Here is a 21409-nt window from a genome sequence, read left to right on the forward strand (position 1 = left end):
GAGCGGGTAGAAGCCTGCTGCGCAGGCTTCGAGGAGGACCTCGCGCGTTGCGCTCGGTCTGACGGAGTGGCAGCCCCTGCTGCGCAGGGGCTCTCGAACTCGGCGCTGCGCTTCGGGTTCGACGGGTTTCCCTTCCGCTTTGCTCCAGGGAAACAGGGAAACGAGGTTGCTGACGCAACCTCAGGCGGTTCCGGTTCCCGGAACCTTGAGGGCCTGTCCGCTGCGCTCCCTGGCCCTTACCCGCTTCGCGGGGCTGGCTGCGAGGAGGGGGGTGCTTCCTTCGGGGAGAACTTTCGGGGAATCCGGATTCAGGGGTGGTGCCTCTGGGAGTGGAGGATTCTGGAGGTGGTGTCGTTGGACAACCGTCCCGGTTCTGTTCTCGCTGCCGAGCGGCGGAACGGCTGTTGTAGGAGCCGAGGCGGGCGGCGAGACCGGGCTTGGGCGGGTACGAGCCTTTCAGCCGGTTTCTGTCGGTGTGCGGGCGAGGTCGAGCTCGCCCGCGTTGATCAGCGCCTCTCGCAGTCGGGCTACGGCGCCCGGGTGGGCGTGGCTGTCCGCCCGGACCGCGCAGGGGTCGGTGGTCAGGGCGTGGGCGAGGTGTTCCACGAGTCCGCCGACGCCGCGGCGGGGCGCGGCGAGCAGAATCGTCCGGTCCAGTGTGAGGAGCAGCTGCGGGTCGGCGGGGCCGAGGGACAGCCAGGCGGCGGCCGGGGAGGGCCCGTCGAGGCCGGTGAGGGCCGGGCGGTGGGCGGCGGCGAAGGCGGGGGCGTGGCGGTGCAGGGCCGGCAGGCGGGGTCCGATGACGGCGGAGACCGCCTTCTCGCGGGGGCGGGCGGCCAGGACCTCGGAGAGGAGGTCCAGGACGGTGTCGGGCATCGGGGCGCCGGTACGGGTCCGGCTCTCGGCGTAGTCCAGGAGACAGTCCAGGGCTCGCACCGCCGGGTCCGGGACGGCAACGGGTTCCTCGGGCGGGGGTGCCTCTCCGGTCGGGGGGTGGGCGGGGAGGGTGAGCTGCTCGGCGAGGGTGTGGAGGTGGGCCAGGGCAGTAGGCAGCAGGCCTTCGGCGAGGCACGGGGGGCGCTGCCAGGCCTCGGTGAGCAGGCCGAAGATCGCCTCGTCGGCGCACAGGAGCACGATCCGGTCCCCGTCCGGTCCGGCCGGTGCCCGCCGCGCGCCGGGGCCGGCTGCGGGCAGGGTGCGGCGCAGTCGGAGCGCGGCGTGCAGGGCGTGGGAGAGGTTGTCCTGCGGGAGGATGTTCGGGCGGTGGGCGGCCGCCGCGGCCGCGGCGAGGTAGCTCACCCGCAGTAGGGGCGGTCCGAGCTCGGCAAGGACCGCGGGTACGTCGGCGGTCCAGGCGGCCGGAGCGGCGGCGACCAGCCGGTTGAGCAGATCCGCGTACGCCACGGTATCGGCGTCGTCGGCCCCCTCAACCGCCGTGGTCAGGATCTGGGCTGCGGCCGGCGGGCCTTGGGTAGCGGCGAGCTCCGCGAGGTCCTGGCCGTTGACCACTGTGGTCGCCCTGACCGGAACGGGGGCGACGGCGGTGCGGGGGTCGGGCGGGCCCTGGGGCTGGCGGCGGGCCAGCGCGGCGAACAGCGGCTCGAAGCCGGTGCAGAGTCGTTCGGGCAGGACCGGCGACCAGTCCCACACCCGCAGCCAGGAGGAGAGCGGTTCCCGGGTGCCGTCCACGGGCTCGGGCGTGTCCGGCAGGTCCGCGTCGATCTCGTGAGAGGCCGGCGGGGCGCCGAGCGCCGCGCGGGCCTCCTCCTCCAGGGCCGTGAGCTCGTGCGGCGGGTCGGCGGCAAACACCGCGGCGGCCAGGCGGGCCGACTCGGGGTCGGGGCCCGCGGCCAGCAGGAGGGGCACGAGCGTGTGGGCGGCCGATCGCCACTGCCCGGCCTGGGCGTTCCCGGCAGCGGCGGCTGCCGGGGCGGCGTGGTCGGGTGTGGGGCACTGGGCCCCGGAGGCGCTCGCCGTGGTGTGCGGCTCCTCGTGCGGGGGCCGGTCCGTCAGATGCGCGGGCAGGAGCCGGCGGTACAGCCACTCGTCGGCGTCGGCGACCTTCTTCCAGCGGCCGGTGCGCTCGGCGAGATCCACGCCGGCGTCCGCGTCCGCCGCGGCGAGGTCGAGCAGTGCCCGCGCCAGCCGCGGGCCGCCGAACGCGGCCGGAGCCTGGAGACGGACCTCCTCCAGGTCCTGGTGGAAGACGATCCGGCGGGCGGCCGGGTCGGTCAGTTTCAGCTCGGTGGCCAGAAGGTTCGCGAGGACCGCGCGGATCATCCGCACCCGCGGGTGGGCCCCGCCGGGCGGGTGGGCGCTCGCCACGAGCTCCCCCCAGCAGGCGCCCGGTCAGACGGTCGGGCATCCGGGCCGACTCCGCCCGCGCTGCCTGCGCCCAGTCGGCCGGATCGCTCAACAGGACCCGCAGCATGGGTGAGGCACTGACGTAGATCGGCTGGGCGGCGGTGAGGGCCTGCTCGGCAGGGGTCCGGCGGTAGCGGGCGGCGGTGTGCTCGGCTTCGACCGTGGCCTTCAGCAGGAGTTCGGCCACGACGATCCAGTCGCCGTCCCGGGCCTCGGGCACCACGGTGCATGCCCACTCGGCCGCCAGGCGCAGCGTCCACCCTTCCGCCGGCCCCTCCGGACCGCCTGGCTCGATGTCCGGCCGGGGAAAGAAGACCTCCCGCACCAGGGACGGGGCGATCAGGTCCTCGTCCCGGGCGGCCAGGCGCAGCACCGCGTCCAGCGCCGGCCGGCCCGCGGCCGCGACTTCCTGGCCGTCAGCCACGCCCTCGCCGCGTGCGGGTCGGCGGCAGCGACGTGGGCGAGGAACTCGGCCGCCGGCCACGTCCCGCCGGCCTCGGCGTCGGGCAGCAGCAGGTGCCCGGCGTGCTCCTGCAGCAGGCCGAGCCAGGCGGGAGCGGGGCCGGAGCGGAAGAAGAACGTTTCCGCCCGCGGGTCCGTCCACCGGGCCAGCTCCGCCGCGTCGTCCGGGCCGGGATCGGTGAGGGCGGCCAGCTCCAGGACCCGGGCAGCGCGGCCGGGCAGCGGCACCAGCAACTCCTGTGTCAAGTTCAGAAGTTCGGTGTACAGGTGGGCGGGCCGGCCCTCCTCGGCACCGGCGCCGTGCAGGGTGCCCGACGCCTTCGAGTACAAGGCTCCCCACGCTTTGAGGGCTTTGTCCTGCGCGGCGCCGAGCCGCAGGCCCATCATCCGCTCGGCGATCCCCCGCGCCTGACGGCGCGGGCGGCCGCCGGGGTTAAGGATCTCGCCGCGCAGCACCTCGGCCGCCTCAGCGACCGGCTCCCAGTCCGGGCCGCCCGCCGGGGCCCGCCGCCCGAGGGCCGTACGCCCGGCGGGCGATGACCCGAAGGCGTCCACCGCCGCCAGCAGGCCCTTCGCCGCCGACTGCAAGCCGACGGGGTTCTTCGGGGCTCCGGGCAGTTTCAGCAGGGCGTCGGCTGCGCTGCGTACGCACGCCTCGACGATCTCCCCGGGCCGCTCCAGGCCGCCGACTCCGGACAGGATCCGGTGCGCGTCCCGCAGCAGCCCCAGCGCCCGGACACCGCCCTCGCCCTGCGCCCGCAGTGCGGAGGCCAAGACCTCATCCACCACCGGCAATTCCCCGTCCCCTGCTTCGCCGCCCGGATGCATCTCCATGTCCACCGGTGAACCGTAAGACGAACCGTCGGGCGCCCGGAAGCGAACCGGACAACCGGCAGCCCGCCCGTGGGCGTGTGGCTGGGTATTGAGAGGGGCAGGGGCGGGCGGGGGTCCCGCGCCTGGGCAAGGAGCAACTCGCCGGGGCGTTGAGATCGCTGTTCGAGAGTTCTGCGCGCCGCAGGGGGGAGGGGGCTGACTCCGGTCGGCCGGCCGTGATGCTGTTTGCGTGGTTGCTGTGTTTCAGGGCCACCCTCGGGAGGTATGGCGTGGATCACAGGGAATTCTTGAGGTTGCGTTGTCGGATCGGGCCCGTGCCGGGACCGAGAGGAGAAGGATTTTCCCCGACGAGGAGGCACTCATGGCCACCGATGACCCGACGCCCAGTTACACCATGGTCGAGGATGACGGCTCCGTCCACACCGATCTGGCGGAGCGGATCAGCCATTTCAACTGTGCCCCGGATACGGGCGCGGCGGTCACGGCCCTGTTCCCAGCTAGCTGGAACGAGAACGCCGGTGATCTCGTGACCCTCCGGGAGGACGGAAGTCTCGTCCTCGACAGCGACGACGCCTTCGGACTGCCGGAGCCGTTCGACCGTGTCGCTCCTCCCATGATGATCACCACCACCACCGGCATGGCGGTGCTCAAGGCCGACCACCCGGCCAATCAGACAATCGAGTCCGGGTTCCGGTCTCTGAACATCCCGGTCCCCGATGTGATCCAGGCGCTGGGAGCACGCGAGGCCGCCCTTGCCGGCGACAAATCCACGATCCACTCCTTCAGGTCGGACGTACTGGGGATGTGGAAGGGGTGGGATGAGTCAATCTCCACCGCCTTGCTCGGCAACTGGGCGGACACCCTCTACGACCACGGCCGCCTGACCGTTGATGCCCTAAGCAGGCTGAAGTCAGAGGCCATCGTCATCAATCGGCAGCTCACTCCGGTCTGGCGCCGCAAGGTCAGCAAGTCGCGGCTGCTGCTGCTCGACACCCCGCTCGGCGACGGGCTGTCCCTGTACGACCTGGTTCCCGGTCAGGCCTCCGCCGATCTCGGAGTCGAGGCCGGCTTCGATGACCCGCGTCTGGCCGAAATCATGCAGGCTCTCTCCCCGGCCGAGCGGGCGGTGACTCTCGCCCTCGCCGCCGGCGGGGTCACCACCTGGGCTGAAGCGGCCATGGCCGCCGGTGCCACCCAGCCGGAGAAAATGGGCGAGCAGGTCCGCCGGAAGGTGAAACGACTCGCTGCGCGCATCACCGGCCGCTCTTCGGCGACGCCCGAGGCGACGCCGGGGAGCGGACGATGAGCGCCCGCACCACTGTCTCAGCCCGCCCGGACCGGCGCCGGCAGGTGGTGCTGCGGAGCACCCTGCCCAGCATTCCGACTTGCACCGCCACGCTCGGCACCGGCGGCATCGCCGCGGCCTTGGTTCACGGCGCCATTCCGGCTGCGTCGCCGCTCGTGTGGCCGCTCGTGGTGCTCGCCCTGGGCGCGATGGCCTATGACGTCGGGCTTCGTGCCCAGCACGCCGCGCGGGCTGACTGCTCTGCCGGAGGGCATTGAGGTCCGGCGGATCGGTAGGTGAACGCGGAAGGCGCTGGCCGGCGGTGCGAGTCGTCCGGCCAGAGCCCGCCCTGCGCATCATCGTGAACTATCAGCAGGATTCGCAGAACATCAGCTGCGGAATCCGGGCCGTCTTCCGGCCATCGGCCCTGGCTGCGGCGCGGCCTCGTCAGAGACCGCGCCGCAGCCGCGTGCACTGCCGCTTCTCCTCGGCGGGGCGAGCGGCGAAGACCCGTGGTCGATGTGCGGGGCGGCGGCAACTGGGCGAAGGCCAGCACTTCGCAGCGTGCGGGGATTTGAGAGTCCGCGCAGCTGGTGTTCGGGGCGCCGGTGCTGGCTTCCTGGAGAGGCGTTAATGGGCGGGACAGCGCAGATGCGGGTGCGAGATCCTTGAGCGCATGACGTGGGCACCAGGCAGTCGAGCGGTCCGGGATCGTGACTATGTGGCGCGGGTTCGCAGGCACCGGCCCAGTGCCCTGCTGCCGCTGATCGCGCAAGCGTCGGCTGCCTACGCGTTGGAGTCGTCGTGGCTGGAGAGCCAGGGCCGTAAGTACCTGCCGTGGGCGCTGGCTGACGCTGCCCGGGTGTCGCTGGCGTGCGGGAACGAGTACCGCAAGGACGCGAGCGAGGCGGACCTGCTGCGGATCCTGAACATGCACTCGCAGCTGGAGGAGCCCTACCTCTACGACCACGGCAACGACGGGGATGCTCTGGCCCGGTTCCTGCTGCGCGCCGCCGGGGAGCAGATGATCTACCAGGAGCCGGTGGGGCGGGAGCTGGGGCGTTCCGCGGCGATGCTCACGCAGACGACGGGGACGCGGGAGGCGCGGTGCCTGCGTCCGGGCTGGGAGGAGGAGTTGCTGGGCACGAGCCTGTCGCACTATGTCGGCATCGCTCAGCTGCTGTGGGCGTCGGCGGTCCACTGCGCCGGCCGGTTCGATCCGGCATCCTTGGAGGCGCCCGATGCCGAGCGGATCTGTGCGGAGATCCCGGCCTCGACCATCCTGTCCGTGGCCGAGGAACACTTCGTGACCGCTAAGGCCGCCTTCCGGCAGGCCAACAAACAGGCCCAGGTGACCACCGATCGGCTCCTGCGGCGCTACGAGTACAACCCGCTGCGCACCACGCCGCTGGTCAAGGGACACGGTCCAGATCTGCTCGCACCGGTCAGCCAGCTGGTTGCGGCCAAGGCGAGCCCGCTGGGCATCTACTACACCGGGGTCGCCCGGTTCGGCAGTGCCTTCGCGGAGGACCTGGGTGACCTGTTCGAGGCCTACGTGGGCCGCCAGCTCGGGCTGCTGCCCGAAGCGGCGGTCCTCCCGGAAATCGTCTACGGCCCAAACCGGTCGCTCAGCGTCGACTGGATCGTCGTCACCGAGGAACTGGTGCTGCTGGTGGAGGTGAAGTCCGTACGGCCCACCGCGCATCTGCGGCTGGCCACCGAGCGCCGGGTCGCGGAGCTGCAGCGCATGCTCGGCCGGGCCTACGAGCAGATCGACAACACCGCCGCTCTGATCGCGTCCGGGCGCAAGGAGTTCGCCAAGGTGCCCACCGACCGGCCCGTGCAAGGGCTGATCGTGACAATGGAGCCGTTCCACATCGTCAACGCCCCCATACAACGGCCGTTCCTGCCGGCCACCGCGGTGCCCGTGACGGTGTGCAGCATCGGCGAACTGGAGGACATGGTCACCATCACCGACGCCCCCGTCGGCCGGCTCCTGCTGGAGCGGGCTGCCGACGCCCGGCGCTCCACCTACGCCCTGCGCGAGGCGCTGTCGGAGCACGACCACGCCCGCAACCCGGTCCTGGACGCCGGGTGGAGCAGCTACCCCTGGAGCCGTGACGCAGCCGGACACAAGCCGTCCGAGACCGTCGGTGCGGCGCTGTAAGGGGAGGGTGGGATGGGGGCGAACACTTCCAGGGAGCACCACCTGGTGCCGAAGTACTGGCTGCGTGCCTTCGCCGAGGATGGACACGTACTCGGGCGGAGGCGCAGCGGCGCGGAGCATCGCACTCCCGTGAGGCGCGCGGCGGTGGCTCGGGACTTCAACACCGACCCCCTCGCGGAGGGCGAGCGGCGCGTGGCGTTGGAGACCTACCTGGACCACCATGTCGACGGCCCGTGCGCGCCGGTTCTGCGCGCCGTGCGTGAGGGACGGTGGCCGCTGGACCGGGCGCAGCATGCTCTCGTGCTGGACGCGCTGGCCTGGCAGGTGGTGCGCACGCAGGCGTTCAGGTCCTTCGACGAGCAGGTCGGCCGGCAGCTCTTCCCCGCTTTGTGGGCTTCGGAGGCAGTGGGTTTCTGCGAGGAACAGCTGGGGCGGCCGCTCTCGGACGCTGAGCGGATGGAGGTGTTCTGGACGGCCGTACGCACAGCTCCCGGCCCGTGCGTGGTCGCTGACTCGCGCTCGGCGCTGCGCTCCATGATCCGCGCCTCCGCGCGCACCCGCGATCTCCTCACCGTCCCGGGCCGTCGACTGGTGGTGCTGCGCTCGGCGGAGCCGTTGCTGACCCTGGGCGACAGCGGTGTGGCCTTGCGCCGCAAGGACGGCAGCTTCTGCCTCACTCCCCCGCTGCTGCCCGAGACGGTCGAGGTCTTCGCTCCGCTGTCACCGACGTGTCTGCTCATCTCCACACCCCGCGCGCACTACCGCCCGTATCAAGGGCTCACGCGCAGGATCGCTGCCAAGGCCAACGCGGGGGCAGCAGCCTGGTGCCAGGACGCCGTCTACCGGCTCCCATCCATGCCCTGGCCCGCCCGGCTGCAGCTTCCCGGCGCCCCGCTGGAGGTCCGGTCGCCGCGGCTGACAGCGGTACACACCCAGCAGCGGCCCGGCCCTGCACCGGCCCATCCCGAGATCCGCCGCAGCGAGCTGCGCGCCCTCCTGGACCAGCTCACCCACACCCCCGCTGATCAGCCAAAGGCCCTTGGAATCATGCGCGCCGAAGCTGCGCTCATCAGGACGATCCGAGCCAAGGACGACGCGTAGCAGCACCTACGTCAACCGGGTTGTCCGAGTGAGTGAACGGCGCTCGGGTCGGGTTGGGTCGGCCCGAGGATTCGGAGTGCTGCTTGGCTCAATGCGAGTAGTCCACCCGCGTCCTGCCTCAGCACGGTCAGCACATCTTCTGCTGGGCGGCGGCACACCAGGTGTTCTCCCAGGGCCAGATCGTTGTTGACGGACAGGGTCTGGATCTGAAGGAGTGCCTCCATCAACAGCGCGTTCACGGCGATGCGCTGAGCTTGGCTGCGTGCGTCTTTGTGCGCGGTCCCCGGGGCAGGGGTGTCATCGGGGAAGAGCTGCAGTTGGGTCCCCTCTGTGGGCTCCGGGTCGTCGGAGGGTTCCGGGACGAGCTCAGGCGTCACTTCCACGATCTTGCGGTACACCAGCTCGGCGACCGTGTCGGCCGGCTGGTCCGGCGTGCAGGCGATGTCGTGGGGGGTGATGGTGGGCAGCGGCTGCTCACGTACGCGAATCACGATGTGCCCCGAGGCCATGAGATCCGCCGCCTTCTCCTGATCTTTCCGGAAGGCGTCCTTGTGCCAGTAGGCACCGTCGTACTCGACAGCGACCGGTGGAGTGCCCGGCAGCAGCAAGTCGACCCGCCACGACCTCAGGCGGCGGCCTGCCTGAGGCGGTTCGTGCCGTGGCACAGAGCCTGGGCTGACCAGGTCGGGCAGACGCTCGCGCAGGGCGGTGTAGATCTCCTGCTCCCGGCGGGAGACTCCCTTCTTGCCGCATCTGGGGCAACCCGTCCCTACGACATGCCGGTTGTTGAACGAGGTCCTCCACTGGTGGCTTTCATCCCGGAGGCAGCGCCACCACACGCTCTGCGACGCGGTCACGCGCGCAGTGAACGGTAGTTCGGCCGGGTTCTCCGGGTGGCTGGAGTCGTACTCGTCCAGGAGATCGGGACGCACGTAGGCCAGCGACCGGCCGCCTGCACCAATGATGTTGTACCCCGCGTCCGCCAGTGCCCGCAGCCAGCGTTCCCGAGCTTGTCCGAGCCGTCGCTGCTGGGCCCGACGCCAGTCGGTGTAGTCGCCGTCCACAGGCAACTGCCTGCGCCCCTCTTCCAGGAACACCTCTGCCATGGCCCGCTCCTGGCTTTGAAGCCATGACCTGGCCAGTTGGATCTTCTCCGGCACCGCGGCCTCGGCAAGGTCGCTCAAAACGTAAGGAGGCACCGCGGTGTGGTCGGTCACGGCTACCGGTACGTCCGTCATGGTCGGTGATCTATCAGCCGCCACTGACACCGGCTCGTTTCCTCGTCAGCGGCGGGAGGCCGTGATCTGGGGCTGCTGGCCTTCTCGCATCGGCCGGGCGCAGTGCCGAGCTTCTTCTGTTCGTGGCCAGCGGCGCAGGTGGCGGGGCGGGTCAGCCGCGTGGTGTGTACCAGGGCACCAAGCGCAGCAGGAGGTCGAGGGTGTGGCGGGCGGCGGTGCGGGTGGCGGTGGTGGGGGCGAAGGCTGAGGCGAGGGCGAGGGTGGCGGTGATCGCGCCGAGCGCCGCGGTGAGGCAGAGCAGGAGGCGCTTGATGTGGTCGGGGTGGTGGAGGGCGGCTGCGCCGAGGAGGGTGAGGAGCACGGTGGTGAGGGCTGCGGCTGTTCTGGTTCGGGTGCGGCGTCGGTGGGCGCGGGTCATGGTCGGGCTGCTCCTCGCGGTGGGCGGGCACCGAAGTGGTGTTGGGGTCCAGTGAGCCAGATGTCGAATTTCGCCGAGAATGGCACTTCTCGGGGTTGTAATGGTGGGCATGGCACGAGGAGCGCCGGGTCCGGCTGATCAGCAGGTGGTACGTGAACTGGCCTCGCGAGGAGTGGTGGTGACGACGTCCCAGTTGGAGAGCTGGCGGCGAGTGGGGCTGTTGCCGCGTCATCGGCGGCGTGGCCTGGGGCGGGGCCGGGGGTCGGTAGTGGACGTGGTCGATCCGGTGGTCGTCGAGAGCGCGGCTGCTCTGGCCCGGCATCTTCGCCAGGGGCGTGACCGGCGGCTGGCCGTGCTGGACTGGTTCGCCGAGGCCGGCATGCCTGCGCAGCCGGGAGCGGTGCAGGTGCCGGAGCCACCGGTGGATGCGGTGCGCGAGGCTCTGGTGTGGGCGCTGCGCGGGACGGTGTCGCACCGGCTGATGGAGGTCGCTCGGGGCGCGGCCTCGGCGGGTGAGGAGGCACAGGACGCGTTGTACGCGGTGACAGAGCAGATGATCGGATCCCGGGCGTACCGCGGGGCGGCGCACCCCGCGTTGATGCGTGCGGCACTTCTGGCAGACGAGGATCTGCCCGAGGGGCCGGAGCTCGGCGGGATGGTGCACCTGGTCGCGGCGATCGGCCTGGGGGCACAGGAGGTGGGGGCGGACGCGCTGGCCGAGACGTTCGGCACCTGGGGCATGTTCGGGCTGAGCGTGGAGGACTGGGCGCGCATGCTGGGGGCGGCCGAGCGGGGCGAGGGCCCGCCGGTGGACTGGGGGCTGCTCCAGCAGCACGCGGACGTCCTGGGGCCGGTTCAGCGGGCCGGGGGTGAGGAGCTGGTGCATGCGCGAACGGTGCTGCTCGGCCTGCGGATGTTCTACGGGCTGTACATGATGCACGGGCTGTTCATGCCGGATACGCCCGGGCTGGCGGCGATGCGGGATCTGATCGACTCATGGGGCATGGGCCCGTTCCTGGACCACATGATCTCTTTGGCCCCCTCCCCCAGGGAGTACGCCGAAAGCCTGGCCATGTGCCTCGAACCGCTCTTCGGCCACCTGTACGAGGCACTCATGGAGCAGCTCGCGCAGAGCCCGGACGTCTTTCAGATCCCGGGGGACGAGACCGGCGCGGCCGGCTTCATGGAGACGTGGATGACCACGCTTCGCGAGCAGGCTGCTGCGGCTGGGGAGGCAACGGACGGCAGCGAGGGGTGAGGACAAGCCTCGTGGGTCTGGGTAGCGTTGAGCAGTGCTTCGCGCACCCGCAGGACGGGGCCTCTGTGCGGTGGTCGGTCATGGCCCCTGCAGCCGAGGCCGGTCGCAGAACGCCAAGGGTCCAGCGTCCGGGAGCCGGGTGGGTGAGGAGGCCGGTGGTCGCCAGGAGGGGCCCGGCGACTGGCTGCACCCGTGGGAGCAGCACATCGCCCACCGGCTATGACTGGCACCAGCCTCAGTCGTTTGGGGCCGGGCGTGGACAATGTCGCTGTGCCACTGACCGGAGAGAAGTACACGCAGCTCACGCAGCACCAGCCCACTGCGGATGACGAGAGTCATGGGCGGTGGGTCGCCTGCGACGAGTCGGGGTGGGACGGCGAACAGCTCATCGGCAGGCACCGCCGGTTCCTGGTCTTCGCTTCGGTCGCCGTCGATGACGTGGAGGCCGCAGTGTTGGTGCAAGCCCTGCGGGAGCGGGGCGGCATCCGCCAGGCGGGGGAGCTTAAGTTCCGCCTCTTCAAGGACCATGCGCAGCGGCTTTCCTTGTTGCAGGAGTTGTGGGCGCCCGGTGGTGCGCTCCGCGACAGGTGCTCGGTGTATGTCGTTGAGAAGGAGTACGCGGCCTCGGCGAAGGTGATCGACCTGCTGCTGGAGGAGAAGGAGTACGCCGAGGGCGGCAACCTGTATGCCGATGGCCAGGCCCGTGCTCTGGCACGGACGTTGGCTCTTGAAGGGCCGCGGGCTCTACGGGGGCCTTTGTTCGGGGATCTGATGTCTGCGTTCGTGGCACTGGCTTCCCAGCGGGGAGCTGCCCGCCATGGGGAGGCGTCGGAGGCGTTCTTCACGGTGATCGAACGGGCTTGGGCGGCCTCGACGCGCAAGCCCGTCACCGAGCTGCTGGCACGGCTGCGTTCCACTCGGGCCTACGCCGCGGCCCTGCACGACGAGGACGCAAATTTTCCTCTGCTGGAAATGCTCATACCCGCAGCAGCCCAGACAGCTCGTCGCTGGGGTCACAGCCTCGGTCGTGTCAGCCTGCTCACCGACGAGCAGCGCATGCTCACCGACAACGCCCTGAGCACGGTGAAGCTCTACGCCCGCAGCCCGGTCGGCATGTCCCTGTTCACGCGGGAGCGCGGCGCTGATATCGCGGCCGTCGTCCGCGGCTCCAGCTCCGACCACCCCTCTGTTCAGCTCGCCGACCTCCTGGCCGGGGCGGCCGCGGCCGTCACCGAGCGCCACGCAGGCAACGACTCCCCTGCCGCGTCGGCACTCTGGCCCGCCGTCGTCTCCTTCGTCGACACGTCCTCCCTGTTGCCCTACGACGATCCTGCTGCCCACTTGCGCATGGTGGACGAGCGGCTCACACGCCGCTGACCTTCTCCCGGCGGAGGCAGTACGGGGCGTGGCCGGGGGGCCACCCGGCGGCTGTGCGTCAGCGCGGCGGCGTTGGAGGCCGCATCGGGAGGGGCATGCTGTGGGATCGGGACCCTGGAGGACGCCCCGGCGTTCTTCCCAGCCCTCACCGAGGTGACCGGTGTGGTGTTCCCCGGGACGCTGAGCTGTGCGGGCAAACGGTGTGCGACGGAGTCCTCGGCGCGTCGTAGTGCCTGTTGGGTCCTACGGCCCTCAACTCCCCTCCGTCTAGCCTCCTCCGTCCAGCGCTTCCGCCGGTCGGACGGGCCCGAACCGGGCCTCGGCGTCCTCAATGAGCCGGCCGGCCGGGGTGAGGTCTCCCAGCTCGATCGCGAGCATGGCGCGCACGAACGCGGCGAGCGGGATGCTGCCGGTGCGCACCTCGAAGCAGCGCATCACCCCGTCCGAAAACACCGGACGGTGGCGGCAACCGGCACGGACGCAGTAGCCCTCGGCGGCCAGGGCGAGCCCCCGGAAGGCGGCGCTCTTCTCCGGGGTGCACTGTGCGGGGCAGCCGAGGTGATCCAGCGTGATCCGCAGATGGGCGGAGTTCGTCTCACTCTTGCGGATGGTCAGGCGTCCGCCTCCCGGGGTGATGTAACGCCCGGCCTTCACCGGGGCGTACGGATGAATCAGCGGCAACTTCACCTCCGAACCGTGCAGGACGGGCAGCCCGTCGTACTCGATGTAAGGGCCTGCGGCGCCGCGGTCCTCGGTCATGCCAGTTCTCGTCTCCCCCGCCTCGCCGGCGGGCTCGTGGTCAGGGCGCTCCAGGACCAGCGGCTGAAGCCGTTGCGGTCGGTTCAGCAGGTCTGCGACGCCGGTACACCGGCAGCGGTGGTGGGCTCTTTAGAATGCGGGAGGGTGGCGGCTCGCTGGAGCGCCTGCCGCAGGTGCCACAGCCTCACGGCCGGCAGAAGCCCGCCGAGGCGGTCCGCAGCTCTCAGGTGGCCCACCGCGAGTGCCAGTTCGGCCCTGGTGCCCGAGCGTGTGGCGTCGTGGAGGTTCGCTGCTGCGGTGTCCAGGAGGTCGGCCAGCTCGGCCACCCCGGGGTCTTCGGGCACCTGACCGCCCCAGCCGGTCACGGCGCAGCTGAGCTCGATGATGAGGCGGCCCCGTGCGCCGGCCAGCCGTGCTGAGAGATCCCCGTTGATCACAGGAGCATCCTCTCGCATGTCCGGGGCGTGGCGGGCCCGTTAGGCGAACGCACCCCTCAGCAGAGCCCACCACATGCGCACGCCACACACCGCGTGATATTAAGCGTTCAGGGTGCCGCGCACGATGCTGGCCGGTCCCTCACAGCCCGCTGCCACAGCCCGGATGCTCGACGATGCGCGTCCGTCCAGCAGGAGGTGGGCGCGTGTGTCGCCGGACCAGGCGACCGCTGCGGACCACCGGGGTGAGCGCCACGACGAGGCCCGGCGTGCTGTCGGCCCGACTGCGAGCATGCTGTGATCGTTGCTGTCAACTCCCCTACCGTGGCGCAGAGTTTGCGCTCTACGCTCACGAGGTGACGTACATGAGCTGGTCGGACCTGCTGCGGCAGGGGACGGCGGACCCCACCTTGACCTTCGCCCGCGAGAAGTGGGCTCAGCCGGGAAAATTCGTGTGGGTGGCCCCCCGGGAGGCGGTCACGGCCCCCACCGGGAAGGAGTACCCGCTCTGCAGCACGGTGTACTTCAAGGACGCCGACGACGTCGTCAAGCCCTACCAGCCGAGCATGGACGGGATGACGGAGGCCGACGACTGGTACGTGGGCATCTCCGGTAAGCCACCTGAGTAACGCGGCAGTCACCCTCGCTCTCCGGACGCAGGACCAGGGCACCCCGGGGGACCGTGACGTCGGTGTAGGTCGGCCGGTTCAGGCGCGAGGAGTGGTGGGCTCATGCGGGCCGGTCCGGTCCCGCGACCGGATCCAGGGCTGGGTGGATGCGTTCGAACATGCTGCGTCCGGTACGTGGGTCGAGCACGGCGACCCGCAGCGGCACCCGGGCGGCGGCCCGGAGGCGGGCGAGCCAGGTGTGGTCGGGGACCAGGATGTCGAGCTTCTCCGGCCACCGGATGAGTGCTGCGGGGTCGGGGCAGACCACGGCGGCCAGGGTGTATCCGCCGCCTGTCCCCCGTGTCCGCGCGTGGACCAGGAGGCCGCTTCCGTAGCGGCGACTCTCTTCCCCATACACGATCGCCTTGCCGGAAGCGGAGCGGACCAGCCGCGTGAAGGTGTCCCAGGCCGTGAGGTCGAAGCCTGTGCGCTGGAAGAACCCCGTCAGCCGCTCCATCTCGGCCTGCCGCTCCTCCAGAGCGGCCTGACGGTTAAGGACCCGCTGCTCGGCGGCCCGGCGGCGCCGGTCGGCGGCGCCGGTCGGCGGCCGCGGTCTCCTCGCGGCGGCGCTTCGCGGCGGCTGCCTGGCCGGTGGCTTCGGCGTCGGCCTCCATCCGGGCGCGGGCCAGCGCGAGTTCCTCGTAGACGGGCGCCGTCCACCACACCGTGCCGTTCACTCCCGTGTGGACGCGCACCCGCCCTTGGAGGATCCACGCCAGGGCGTCACCGAGCAGGCAGGTGATGTGCTCCCACTTCGCCTTGCCCTTCATGGTCCGGGGCGTCCAGGTGTATCGGGCCAGACCGTGCAGCACCGTCCAGGATTCGCCTCGCTCGGCTGGGGCCCGGACTCTGAGCGCGGGCACGACCCGCTCCCAGGGGCGGTCCTGCAACCCGACCCAGCACACCGCCACCCCGTCGCGCGCGTAGCGGTCGGTGCGCATCCGCGCCTCGGTGGGCGTCATCGGCGACAGCTGCGCCTCCAGTGCCATGAAGGGCCGGCCCTGTTCGTCGAAGACCAGCACGTCGGCCCGCCATTCCCGCAGCTCACCGCTCACCTCCAGCTCCGCCCGCCACCCGGCCACCCGGCCGCCCGGGCCGCCACGGCCAGCTCCAGCTTGAGGAGATGATGCTCCTGCGACTCGTTCGCCAGCTCGCAGTCCAACGGCCGCACCCGGTGGCAGAAGTGGCGCAGCCCGTGCTGGGAGGCCCGGGCGAAGATCCTTCCGCCGCACTCCGGGCATGCCAGCCCAAGCCCCTTGACCCGGTGGACCTCCGCCCAGGTACGGCCGCACCCCAGGTCGTCCAACGACGCGTCCAGCCGGCCCCAGACCGAATGCACAGCGGTGTAACCCATCAGCCCCCCTGACGTCCATCAGCGTCCTCAGTGTCCCGACGTCGGGCCTGGCCCGGGCTGGGATTGCGGAGATCGGCCGAACCCGGTGCGGTAGCGGACAGTTGCAGAGCCGGGGGACATGGGCGGGCCGGTCTGGCGCGACTCCGCCGCGGTCCGGCTGTACCAGTCGCTGCCGCAGGATCGCGTCGAGAGTGATCGGCTGCCCAAAGACGACGCCTGGTCATACCCTTCAGGACGGTTGACGACCCGCTCGCTGAGTGGTCGCATCCATGCCTCTTCGGTGGAGGCATCCGTGGGCAGTGCAGTCTGCGACAGGAGGGGTCCGTGCGGTTCACCGTGCTACGGGAGGACGAGCGTCTACGGGGTGGTGATCGTGGGTGTGTCCTGGTGCCGGCGCCGGTGTCACAGACGCAGGGTGATGAGTACTGCACGCTGTATCGACTGTGGTTCCGAGATGGTGCGGGGGCAGACCGCGAGCTGGGTCTGGTCAAGATCGGCTATGCCGACCTCATCCGGGGGGAACAACCCCTTGAGGCCGGGAGTCTCGCCTCGTTGGGACCGGGGTACGACCGTCGCTTGTACTGGTTCTCCGTGGGCCAGAATGACAGCTACTACGGCAACATCCGGACGCTTGGCCCGATGCTGCGCGCGGAAATCCTGGACGGGCTCTGTGACATCGCCTACGACGAGGATCTGTTCGATCAGGCGATGCTGTGGGACGTCACGCACGCGTCGCTGCTTCACGCGGTCACGCCCCAGACAGTCGGGGTCCAGTTCCGGCGTATCGCCTGGGGAGGCTTGCAGTTCACGGACTACGACTTCTCCTACGTCGCGCCTGCCCCTCCGTACGAGGAAGTCGCGTCGGAGCCTTGGCGCCTGTCCTTCGCTGTTCGGCCCAACTCCACTCCTCCGACGAACGTACATGTACTGATTGGCCGAAACGGCGTAGGGAAGACGACCCTGCTCGGCGACCTCGCCAGCGCGGTAGTGGCCCCTGAAGGGCGCGGCGCCGAACTGGGGAGAATCGAGTGGTCCAAGGCCGCGCCCGGAACGTTCGTCAACGTGGTCTCGGTGGCTTTCAGCGCCTTCGATCCCGCCCAGGAACGCCCCGAGTCTGACGAGGGCGAGGACGATCAGGCCGAGCTGAAGGGCTGGGATCCTCAGAATGTGCCCGGCGGCAGCCGTGGACCAAGCCGGAGCCGCAGGCCCTCGGTTGCCTATTGGTACGTGGGTCTCGCCAAGGTCGACGAGTTCGGCCGCTCCACAGGTGAGCGCATGTCCTACGAGGACCTGCGCAAGGGGTTCAGCAAGAGCGTGGCGGAGGTCGTGGCTGCTGGCCGTGTCGACCGGTGGATCGCCGCGCTGGACAGACTGGGCAGCGACCCGCAGTTCCACCAGTGCCCCGTCCATTCCTTCGCGCGGGATCTGCGGGAGCGCGAGGCGTTCCAGAAGGAGGACGAGAAAAGGGCCGAGGTGCTCTTCACCTCTCTGAGTTCGGGGCACGCAATCGTCCTGCTGACCATGACACGGCTGGTGGAGACAGTTGCCGAGGCGTCCCTGGTGCTCCTGGACGAACCCGAGGCGCATCTTCATCCGCCTCTGTTGGCGTCGTTCGTCAGGGCGGTGTCGGATCTTCTCACCGACCGCAATGGGGTCGCGGTGATCGCCACGCACTCGCCGGTGGTCCTGCAGGAGGTACCGCGCTCATGCGTCTGGAAGATCGGCCGCTGGGATCACGGCGGCCGGCCCGTGCGGCCGGAGATCGAAACCTACGGGGAAAACGTCGGCATCCTCACGCACGAGGTCTTCGGCCTGGAGGTCGCCCAATCCGGCGTCCAGGCCGAGATCGAGAAGGCGGTGAGGGAATGCGGCTCTTACGAGGAGGTCCTGGCCCGTTTCGGCGGTCAGCTCGGCGGTGAGGCCAAAGGGCTGGTCCGGATTCTCCTGGCCTACCGGGAGCGCCGCTGATGTGGCCGCTCGAGCCACCAGCCGTGTCCGCGCGCCTCAGTTTCGACACGTGCGTGGGCAATGCCCGTGACCCGCAGCGCCGCGAACGGCTCGTTGCCGCCGGGGAGAGCGTCGAGGACGCAGGGGCGCGCTTTCGCGTCGCCGCGGAGGAGGGTGCTCTGCACGATCTGAGGAGTGGGTCTTTCCGTGTGCCGGGGATCGGTGCTGACGATGCTGTGCGGTGGGTCTACAAGAACGGCATGGTCGAAGGGAAGGGGCGCCGGATCTACGACCAGCTGATGCGGGCCCCGTTGTACGAGAGGTGCCCTCTGTGCGGGCATGGCACCGTCACCACGCTGGACCACTTCCTGCCGAAGAAGCTGTTCCCGGCGCTGTGTGTGGATCCACTCAATCTCGTGCCGGCGTGTGCCGAGTGCAACCATGCCAAGGGCGAGAGGGTGCCCTCGAGCGCGGAGACAACGCTGCTGCACCCCTACCTGGACCGCATAGACCAGGACCGATGGCTCGAGGCGAAGATCGTGGAATCAAGCCCGCTCTGGCTCGAGTTCTTCGTCAGCGCTCCGAGCTCGTGGGAGCAGGTACTCGCGCAGAGGACCCGGCATCACTTCGAGCGGTTCCGGCTTGCTGAGCGGTTCGCCGCGCAGGCCAACCGCACCCTGGCCGGGATCCGGCGCCAGCTCACCACCCTGTTGCAGGTGGGTGGCAAGGAGCCGGTACACGCCTATCTGGCCGCCGAGGCCGAGACGAGGCTCGCCGACCGTCCCAACGGCTGGGAAGGAGTGACCTACCGGACTCTGGCAGAAGACGACACCTTCTGCGCAGGCGGATGGCCGCGCTGAGGCGTCCGGCCGGGCCCACCGGGGGGCGGCCCGTCCGGTCGGCGTGCGAAGGGCGCCGGACGGGCTCCGCACCCCATGATGCCCCTCCGAGCACGACAGAGAGGCGCGGCATGACCGGGGCGGCGCCCGCACGACCGTGGGTGAGCAGTGTGAACCCCGCGCGCGGCCTGGGCGCGGTCGCACGCGCGGGATCGCCTCCAGGAAGCGGGCCGTCCGACGCGACCGCGGTGAGCCGCCCGGATTCGGTGCGGCGATCGGCAGTGCGACCGGGTCGCGGTGCTGGTGGTGCGGCCCGGCCGGTCGACGTGCGAAGGGCGCCCGGCCGGGCTCCGTTCGCCATGATCGGGCGCTTGCCCCGGCAGCGAGGGCTGACGAGGCCGGGACGGGGCCCGTACGAGTGACCGCGGTGCTGGGCCGGATGCTGGAAGGCCTTACGTCAGGGCGGCCGGGACGGGGTCTGGGGCGCACCAGTTTCCGTCGAAGAGGGAGGCGATCAGGGCGGCGTGCTCTGCGGGGAGTTGGTCTTCGCGGTGCTTGGTGCGGGTTTTGGCGAACCAAGGGCCGATCTGGACGGTGTCGCCGTCGACGCGGAGGGTTTCGCGGGCGGTGGGGGCGCGGCCGTGGCGGTGGAGGAAGAGTTCCAGGAGTTGCACGGTCTGGGGGAAGGTGCGGCGGGTGCGGGGGGCGGGGGCCAAGGGGCTGGTGGCGGGGGTGAGGTTGAGTGCGGTGAGCAGGTCGCGCTGGCTGGGGTGCAGGGTGGTCCATCGGGTGAGCTGGCGGGTGAGCCAGGAGGTGATGTTGACGCCGGCGATGCGGGTGTCGGGGGTGAAGGCGGCGGGGTCGTTGCCTGCTTGAAGGTGGGTGCGCAGGAGGTGGTACTTGCGGTGCCAGTCCGCACCGTGGGGCAGGCGCCAGTTCGGGTCGAGGTTGTTCAGGGCGTCGGTGCGGGCGGGGGTGAGCTGGTCGTTGGCTGCGAGGTGTCGTTGTTCGGCGAGCCAGGCTCCGAGCGGGGTGGTGGCGGGGACGGCGAGGTGGCCGTGGGTGTGGTGGTGGTCGGCGGCGGAGGCGAGCTTGGAGCGCCAGGCGGCGTCGTGTTTGTCCCAGATCATGTCCAGGGCGTCGAGTTCGGCGGTCCAGTCCGCTTCGAGGCGGCCGTTTTTGCGGGCGTCGCGCATGGTGGTGATGAAGGTGCCCAGGGTGTGGCCGGTGGGGTCGATGTAGTCGGCGGGGACGTCGAGGTGACCGTACTGGTGGTGGTAGGCCTGGGCTGCGGTGAGGCCGAGGCGGCGGGAGCGGGATGTGGCGGGGTCGCGGGGGTCGAAGGAGACCAGGTCCATGGCCTGGGCGATGCGTTCGGGGTGGACGGTGAAGTCGAAGTGCCAGCGGCGCTGGATGACATCGCTGGTCTCCTTCGGCAGGCGGTTGGCCTTGTCCGGGAGGCGTTCGAGGATGCGGTGGTCGTGGCTGGCCAGTGCGCAGGCGATCGCCCATACCGGTTCATAGGCAGTGCCGAGGATGTTCTCGCCGTCGGCGCCGGGCGGGATGTAGACGGGGACGATCAGTGAGGCGGTCTTGCCGCTCACGTCGAGGCGCAGGGCGCGGCCGAGGGCTTGGACACAGCGGATGACGCTGCGGGTGGGGTCGGCGAAGACGATCGCGTCCACGCTGGGAATGTCGACACCTTCAGCGATCAGGCGGGAGTTGGCGAGGATCGCGCAGTCAGCGGCCGCGAAGGAGGCGAAGGTTTCGGCGCGCTGGGCGGGGGTGTGCTCGCCGTGGGCGAAGAACAGCTCAGGGGTGATGTCCGGGACGATGCCGGGGTCGGTGCGGGCCAGCAGACGCAGGGTGTGCGGGAGTTCGCGGGCGAAGCGGCGGGCGTCGGAGACGAGGTTGAAGTAGACCAGGACTTTCTTCAGGCCGTGCTCCGTCATGGCGCGCAGGACGGCCAGGTGCAGGGCGGTGGTGCGCAGCGCGCTGTCCGTCTTTTCCTGCCCGGCAGTGCCGCTGGGGTCTGCGCTGCCCGGGGCGGGCATGTTCAGGCGGCGGCGCAGGTCGGCGTCGGTGAGGGTGGGCACCACGATGCGGTAGTCCGCAGCCCGGCCGTCGGCCACTGCTTTCGCGAGCGGGTATTCGACGACCTTTTTGCCGTACACCTGCTCGTTGTCCATGGAGTTGGCGAACGCGTCCGCGTCCGGCTCGGCAGCGGCGGGCCGGCGGCGGGGGCGGGTGGTGTCGGCGGACTCGGCCAGTTCGGGGGCGGCGAAGATGCGGGGGGTGGCGGTCATGTAGAGGCGGCGCTCGGCGTGGATGCGCTGTGCGTCGTTGACGATCGCCCACTTCTTGTCGGCCCGGCCGGCGATCCGGTGGGCTTCGTCCATGATCGCCAGGTCGAACGGCGGAACGTCGTAGCCCGTCTTCTGGGTTTGTTCGATCTTGTCCAGGGAGTCGTAGGTGCAGATCACCGTCAACGCCGGGATCTGGTCCTCGCCCTGGCCCACCACCGACATCAGCCCGCCCAGCGCGTGCGGGTCGGTGCTCGACATGACGCGGGCGGCGACCAGGTCGTCGCGGCCCGCGGTGTCCAGGGAGGAGACGATCACCATGTGCTCGCCGTGGCCGTCCCGGCGCCAGGCCAGCGCCGTCTGCGCCGCCAGATCCAAGGTGGGCACCACGAACAGCACCAGCCGTGCACCGAGTTCGTCCGCGGTGCGGATGGACACCAGCGTCTTGCCGGTGCCCGTCGCCGACACCAACAGGGCGCGCGTCCCCGCGCGCCGCAGATGCCGTGCCAGCCGTTTAACGGCCTCGGCCTGGTCGGGAAAGAGCCGCGCGCGCCCGGGGCGGCCGGGGCGCGGCAGTTCCACCACCGTCATGGCAGCTCTT

General features: G+C 70.6%; 19 protein-coding genes. 9 read left to right on the plus strand and 10 right to left on the minus strand.

The features are described from left to right. Window positions 1-456: 456 nt before the first annotated feature. Together ACRAKF_RS00005 and ACRAKF_RS00010 are read right to left on the minus strand one after the other, a co-directional pair. Window positions 457-2325, minus strand: coding sequence for a hypothetical protein (locus tag ACRAKF_RS00005; protein ID WP_447034577.1), 1869 nt, complete (start codon window positions 2323-2325; stop codon window positions 457-459). A 378-nt stretch (window positions 2326-2703) separates the two neighbouring features. Next, window positions 2704-3666 (minus strand): hypothetical protein, encoded by a 963-nt coding sequence (locus ACRAKF_RS00010; RefSeq protein WP_447034578.1) that lies wholly within the window; start codon window positions 3664-3666, stop codon window positions 2704-2706. A 355-nt stretch (window positions 3667-4021) separates the two neighbouring features. On the opposite strand from ACRAKF_RS00010, the gene ACRAKF_RS00015 reads away from it, so the two are divergent. The 4 genes from ACRAKF_RS00015 (at window position 4022) to ACRAKF_RS00030 (ending at window position 8213) form a co-directional block, all read left to right on the plus strand. Further along, window positions 4022-4966: a hypothetical protein gene (locus ACRAKF_RS00015; protein WP_447034579.1), complete on the plus strand. Its 945-nt coding sequence runs from the start codon at window positions 4022-4024 to the stop codon at window positions 4964-4966. Then, window positions 4963-5223: a hypothetical protein gene (locus ACRAKF_RS00020; RefSeq protein WP_447034580.1), complete on the plus strand. Its 261-nt coding sequence runs from the start codon at window positions 4963-4965 to the stop codon at window positions 5221-5223. Before ACRAKF_RS00015 ends, ACRAKF_RS00020 begins: the two co-directional genes overlap by 4 nt. A gap of 398 nt (window positions 5224-5621) precedes the next feature. Beyond that, on the plus strand, window positions 5622-7112 hold the full coding sequence (locus ACRAKF_RS00025; RefSeq protein WP_447034581.1) for a hypothetical protein: 1491 nt from the start codon (window positions 5622-5624) through the stop codon (window positions 7110-7112). A gap of 12 nt (window positions 7113-7124) precedes the next feature. Beyond that, window positions 7125-8213 (plus strand): DUF4238 domain-containing protein, encoded by a 1089-nt coding sequence (locus ACRAKF_RS00030; protein ID WP_447034582.1) that lies wholly within the window; start codon window positions 7125-7127, stop codon window positions 8211-8213. 11 nt (window positions 8214-8224) lie between these two features. On the opposite strand, the gene ACRAKF_RS00035 is transcribed toward ACRAKF_RS00030, so the two are convergent. Beyond that, window positions 8225-9451: a zinc-ribbon domain-containing protein gene (locus tag ACRAKF_RS00035; RefSeq protein ID WP_447034583.1), complete on the minus strand. Its 1227-nt coding sequence runs from the start codon at window positions 9449-9451 to the stop codon at window positions 8225-8227. A gap of 151 nt (window positions 9452-9602) precedes the next feature. Beyond that, a complete protein-coding gene (locus ACRAKF_RS00040; RefSeq protein ID WP_329167792.1) occupies window positions 9603-9869 on the minus strand; it encodes a hypothetical protein in 267 nt (88 codons plus the stop codon). Between the two features lie 268 nt (window positions 9870-10137). On the opposite strand from ACRAKF_RS00040, the gene ACRAKF_RS00045 reads away from it, so the two are divergent. Beyond that, window positions 10138-11127: a hypothetical protein gene (locus ACRAKF_RS00045; RefSeq protein ID WP_447034584.1), complete on the plus strand. Its 990-nt coding sequence runs from the start codon at window positions 10138-10140 to the stop codon at window positions 11125-11127. 270 nt (window positions 11128-11397) lie between these two features. Then, on the plus strand, window positions 11398-12504 hold the full coding sequence (locus tag ACRAKF_RS00050; protein ID WP_447034585.1) for a hypothetical protein: 1107 nt from the start codon (window positions 11398-11400) through the stop codon (window positions 12502-12504). Between the two features lie 267 nt (window positions 12505-12771). Here the strand turns inward: ACRAKF_RS00050 and ACRAKF_RS00055 are convergent, their stop codons facing one another. Together ACRAKF_RS00055 and ACRAKF_RS00060 are read right to left on the minus strand one after the other, a co-directional pair. Next, entirely contained in the window at window positions 12772-13263 is a 492-nt protein-coding gene (locus ACRAKF_RS00055; RefSeq protein WP_447034586.1) for a DUF6420 family protein, read from the minus strand. Window positions 13264-13346: 83 nt separating this feature from the next. Further along, window positions 13347-13700, minus strand: coding sequence for a hypothetical protein (locus ACRAKF_RS00060; protein ID WP_447034587.1), 354 nt, complete (start codon window positions 13698-13700; stop codon window positions 13347-13349). 362 nt (window positions 13701-14062) lie between these two features. Here ACRAKF_RS00060 and ACRAKF_RS00065 point away from each other — a divergent pair, with 362 nt between their 5' ends. Beyond that, window positions 14063-14326: a Thoeris anti-defense Tad2 family protein gene (locus ACRAKF_RS00065; RefSeq protein ID WP_447034588.1), complete on the plus strand. Its 264-nt coding sequence runs from the start codon at window positions 14063-14065 to the stop codon at window positions 14324-14326. Window positions 14327-14426: 100 nt separating this feature from the next. Here ACRAKF_RS00065 and ACRAKF_RS00070 read toward each other — a convergent pair whose 3' ends face one another. Genes ACRAKF_RS00070 through ACRAKF_RS00080 form a run of 3 tightly spaced genes read right to left on the minus strand, consistent with a single transcriptional unit; the run spans window position 14427 to window position 15719 of the window. Continuing rightward, window positions 14427-14822, minus strand: a complete 396-nt coding sequence (locus ACRAKF_RS00070) for a hypothetical protein (protein WP_447034589.1) — start codon at window positions 14820-14822, stop codon at window positions 14427-14429. Between the two features lie 34 nt (window positions 14823-14856). Beyond that, window positions 14857-15420: a competence protein CoiA family protein gene (locus tag ACRAKF_RS00075; RefSeq protein ID WP_447034590.1), complete on the minus strand. Its 564-nt coding sequence runs from the start codon at window positions 15418-15420 to the stop codon at window positions 14857-14859. Further along, window positions 15417-15719, minus strand: a complete 303-nt coding sequence (locus tag ACRAKF_RS00080; RefSeq protein WP_447034591.1) for a hypothetical protein — start codon at window positions 15717-15719, stop codon at window positions 15417-15419. Before ACRAKF_RS00080 ends, ACRAKF_RS00075 begins: the two co-directional genes overlap by 4 nt. 324 nt (window positions 15720-16043) lie before the next feature. On the opposite strand from ACRAKF_RS00080, the gene ACRAKF_RS00085 reads away from it, so the two are divergent. Both ACRAKF_RS00085 and ACRAKF_RS00090 read left to right on the plus strand, forming a co-directional pair. Beyond that, the gene (locus tag ACRAKF_RS00085) at window positions 16044-17687 is read left to right on the plus strand and encodes an ATP-binding protein (RefSeq protein WP_447034592.1); all 1644 of its coding nucleotides are present in this window, start codon (window positions 16044-16046) and stop codon (window positions 17685-17687) included. Beyond that, window positions 17687-18526, plus strand: coding sequence for an HNH endonuclease (locus ACRAKF_RS00090; RefSeq protein ID WP_447034593.1), 840 nt, complete (start codon window positions 17687-17689; stop codon window positions 18524-18526). The genes ACRAKF_RS00085 and ACRAKF_RS00090 overlap by 1 nt, the downstream gene beginning before the upstream one ends. 431 nt (window positions 18527-18957) lie before the next feature. On the opposite strand, the gene ACRAKF_RS00095 is transcribed toward ACRAKF_RS00090, so the two are convergent. Next, on the minus strand, window positions 18958-21399 hold the full coding sequence (locus ACRAKF_RS00095) for a Helicase associated domain protein (protein ID WP_447034594.1): 2442 nt from the start codon (window positions 21397-21399) through the stop codon (window positions 18958-18960). Window positions 21400-21409 lie beyond the last annotated feature (10 nt).

Source organism: Streptomyces sp. DSM 118878, from assembly GCF_052936595.1.

Coding starts and splice junctions, on each gene's coding strand:
- ACRAKF_RS00040 (WP_329167792.1), bottom strand. CDS start 9,869: ATGACCCGCGCCCACCGACGCCGCACCCGAACCAGAACAGCCGCAGCC.
- ACRAKF_RS00015 (WP_447034579.1), top strand. CDS start 4,022: ATGGCCACCGATGACCCGACGCCCAGTTACACCATGGTCGAGGATGAC.
- ACRAKF_RS00030 (WP_447034582.1), top strand. CDS start 7,125: ATGGGGGCGAACACTTCCAGGGAGCACCACCTGGTGCCGAAGTACTGG.
- ACRAKF_RS00095 (WP_447034594.1), bottom strand. CDS start 21,399: ATGACGGTGGTGGAACTGCCGCGCCCCGGCCGCCCCGGGCGCGCGCGG.
- ACRAKF_RS00020 (WP_447034580.1), top strand. CDS start 4,963: ATGAGCGCCCGCACCACTGTCTCAGCCCGCCCGGACCGGCGCCGGCAG.
- ACRAKF_RS00090 (WP_447034593.1), top strand. CDS start 17,687: ATGTGGCCGCTCGAGCCACCAGCCGTGTCCGCGCGCCTCAGTTTCGAC.
- ACRAKF_RS00055 (WP_447034586.1), bottom strand. CDS start 13,263: ATGACCGAGGACCGCGGCGCCGCAGGCCCTTACATCGAGTACGACGGG.
- ACRAKF_RS00065 (WP_447034588.1), top strand. CDS start 14,063: ATGAGCTGGTCGGACCTGCTGCGGCAGGGGACGGCGGACCCCACCTTG.
- ACRAKF_RS00070 (WP_447034589.1), bottom strand. CDS start 14,822: ATGGAGCGGCTGACGGGGTTCTTCCAGCGCACAGGCTTCGACCTCACG.
- ACRAKF_RS00080 (WP_447034591.1), bottom strand. CDS start 15,719: ATGGGTTACACCGCTGTGCATTCGGTCTGGGGCCGGCTGGACGCGTCG.
- ACRAKF_RS00035 (WP_447034583.1), bottom strand. CDS start 9,451: ATGACGGACGTACCGGTAGCCGTGACCGACCACACCGCGGTGCCTCCT.
- ACRAKF_RS00025 (WP_447034581.1), top strand. CDS start 5,622: ATGACGTGGGCACCAGGCAGTCGAGCGGTCCGGGATCGTGACTATGTG.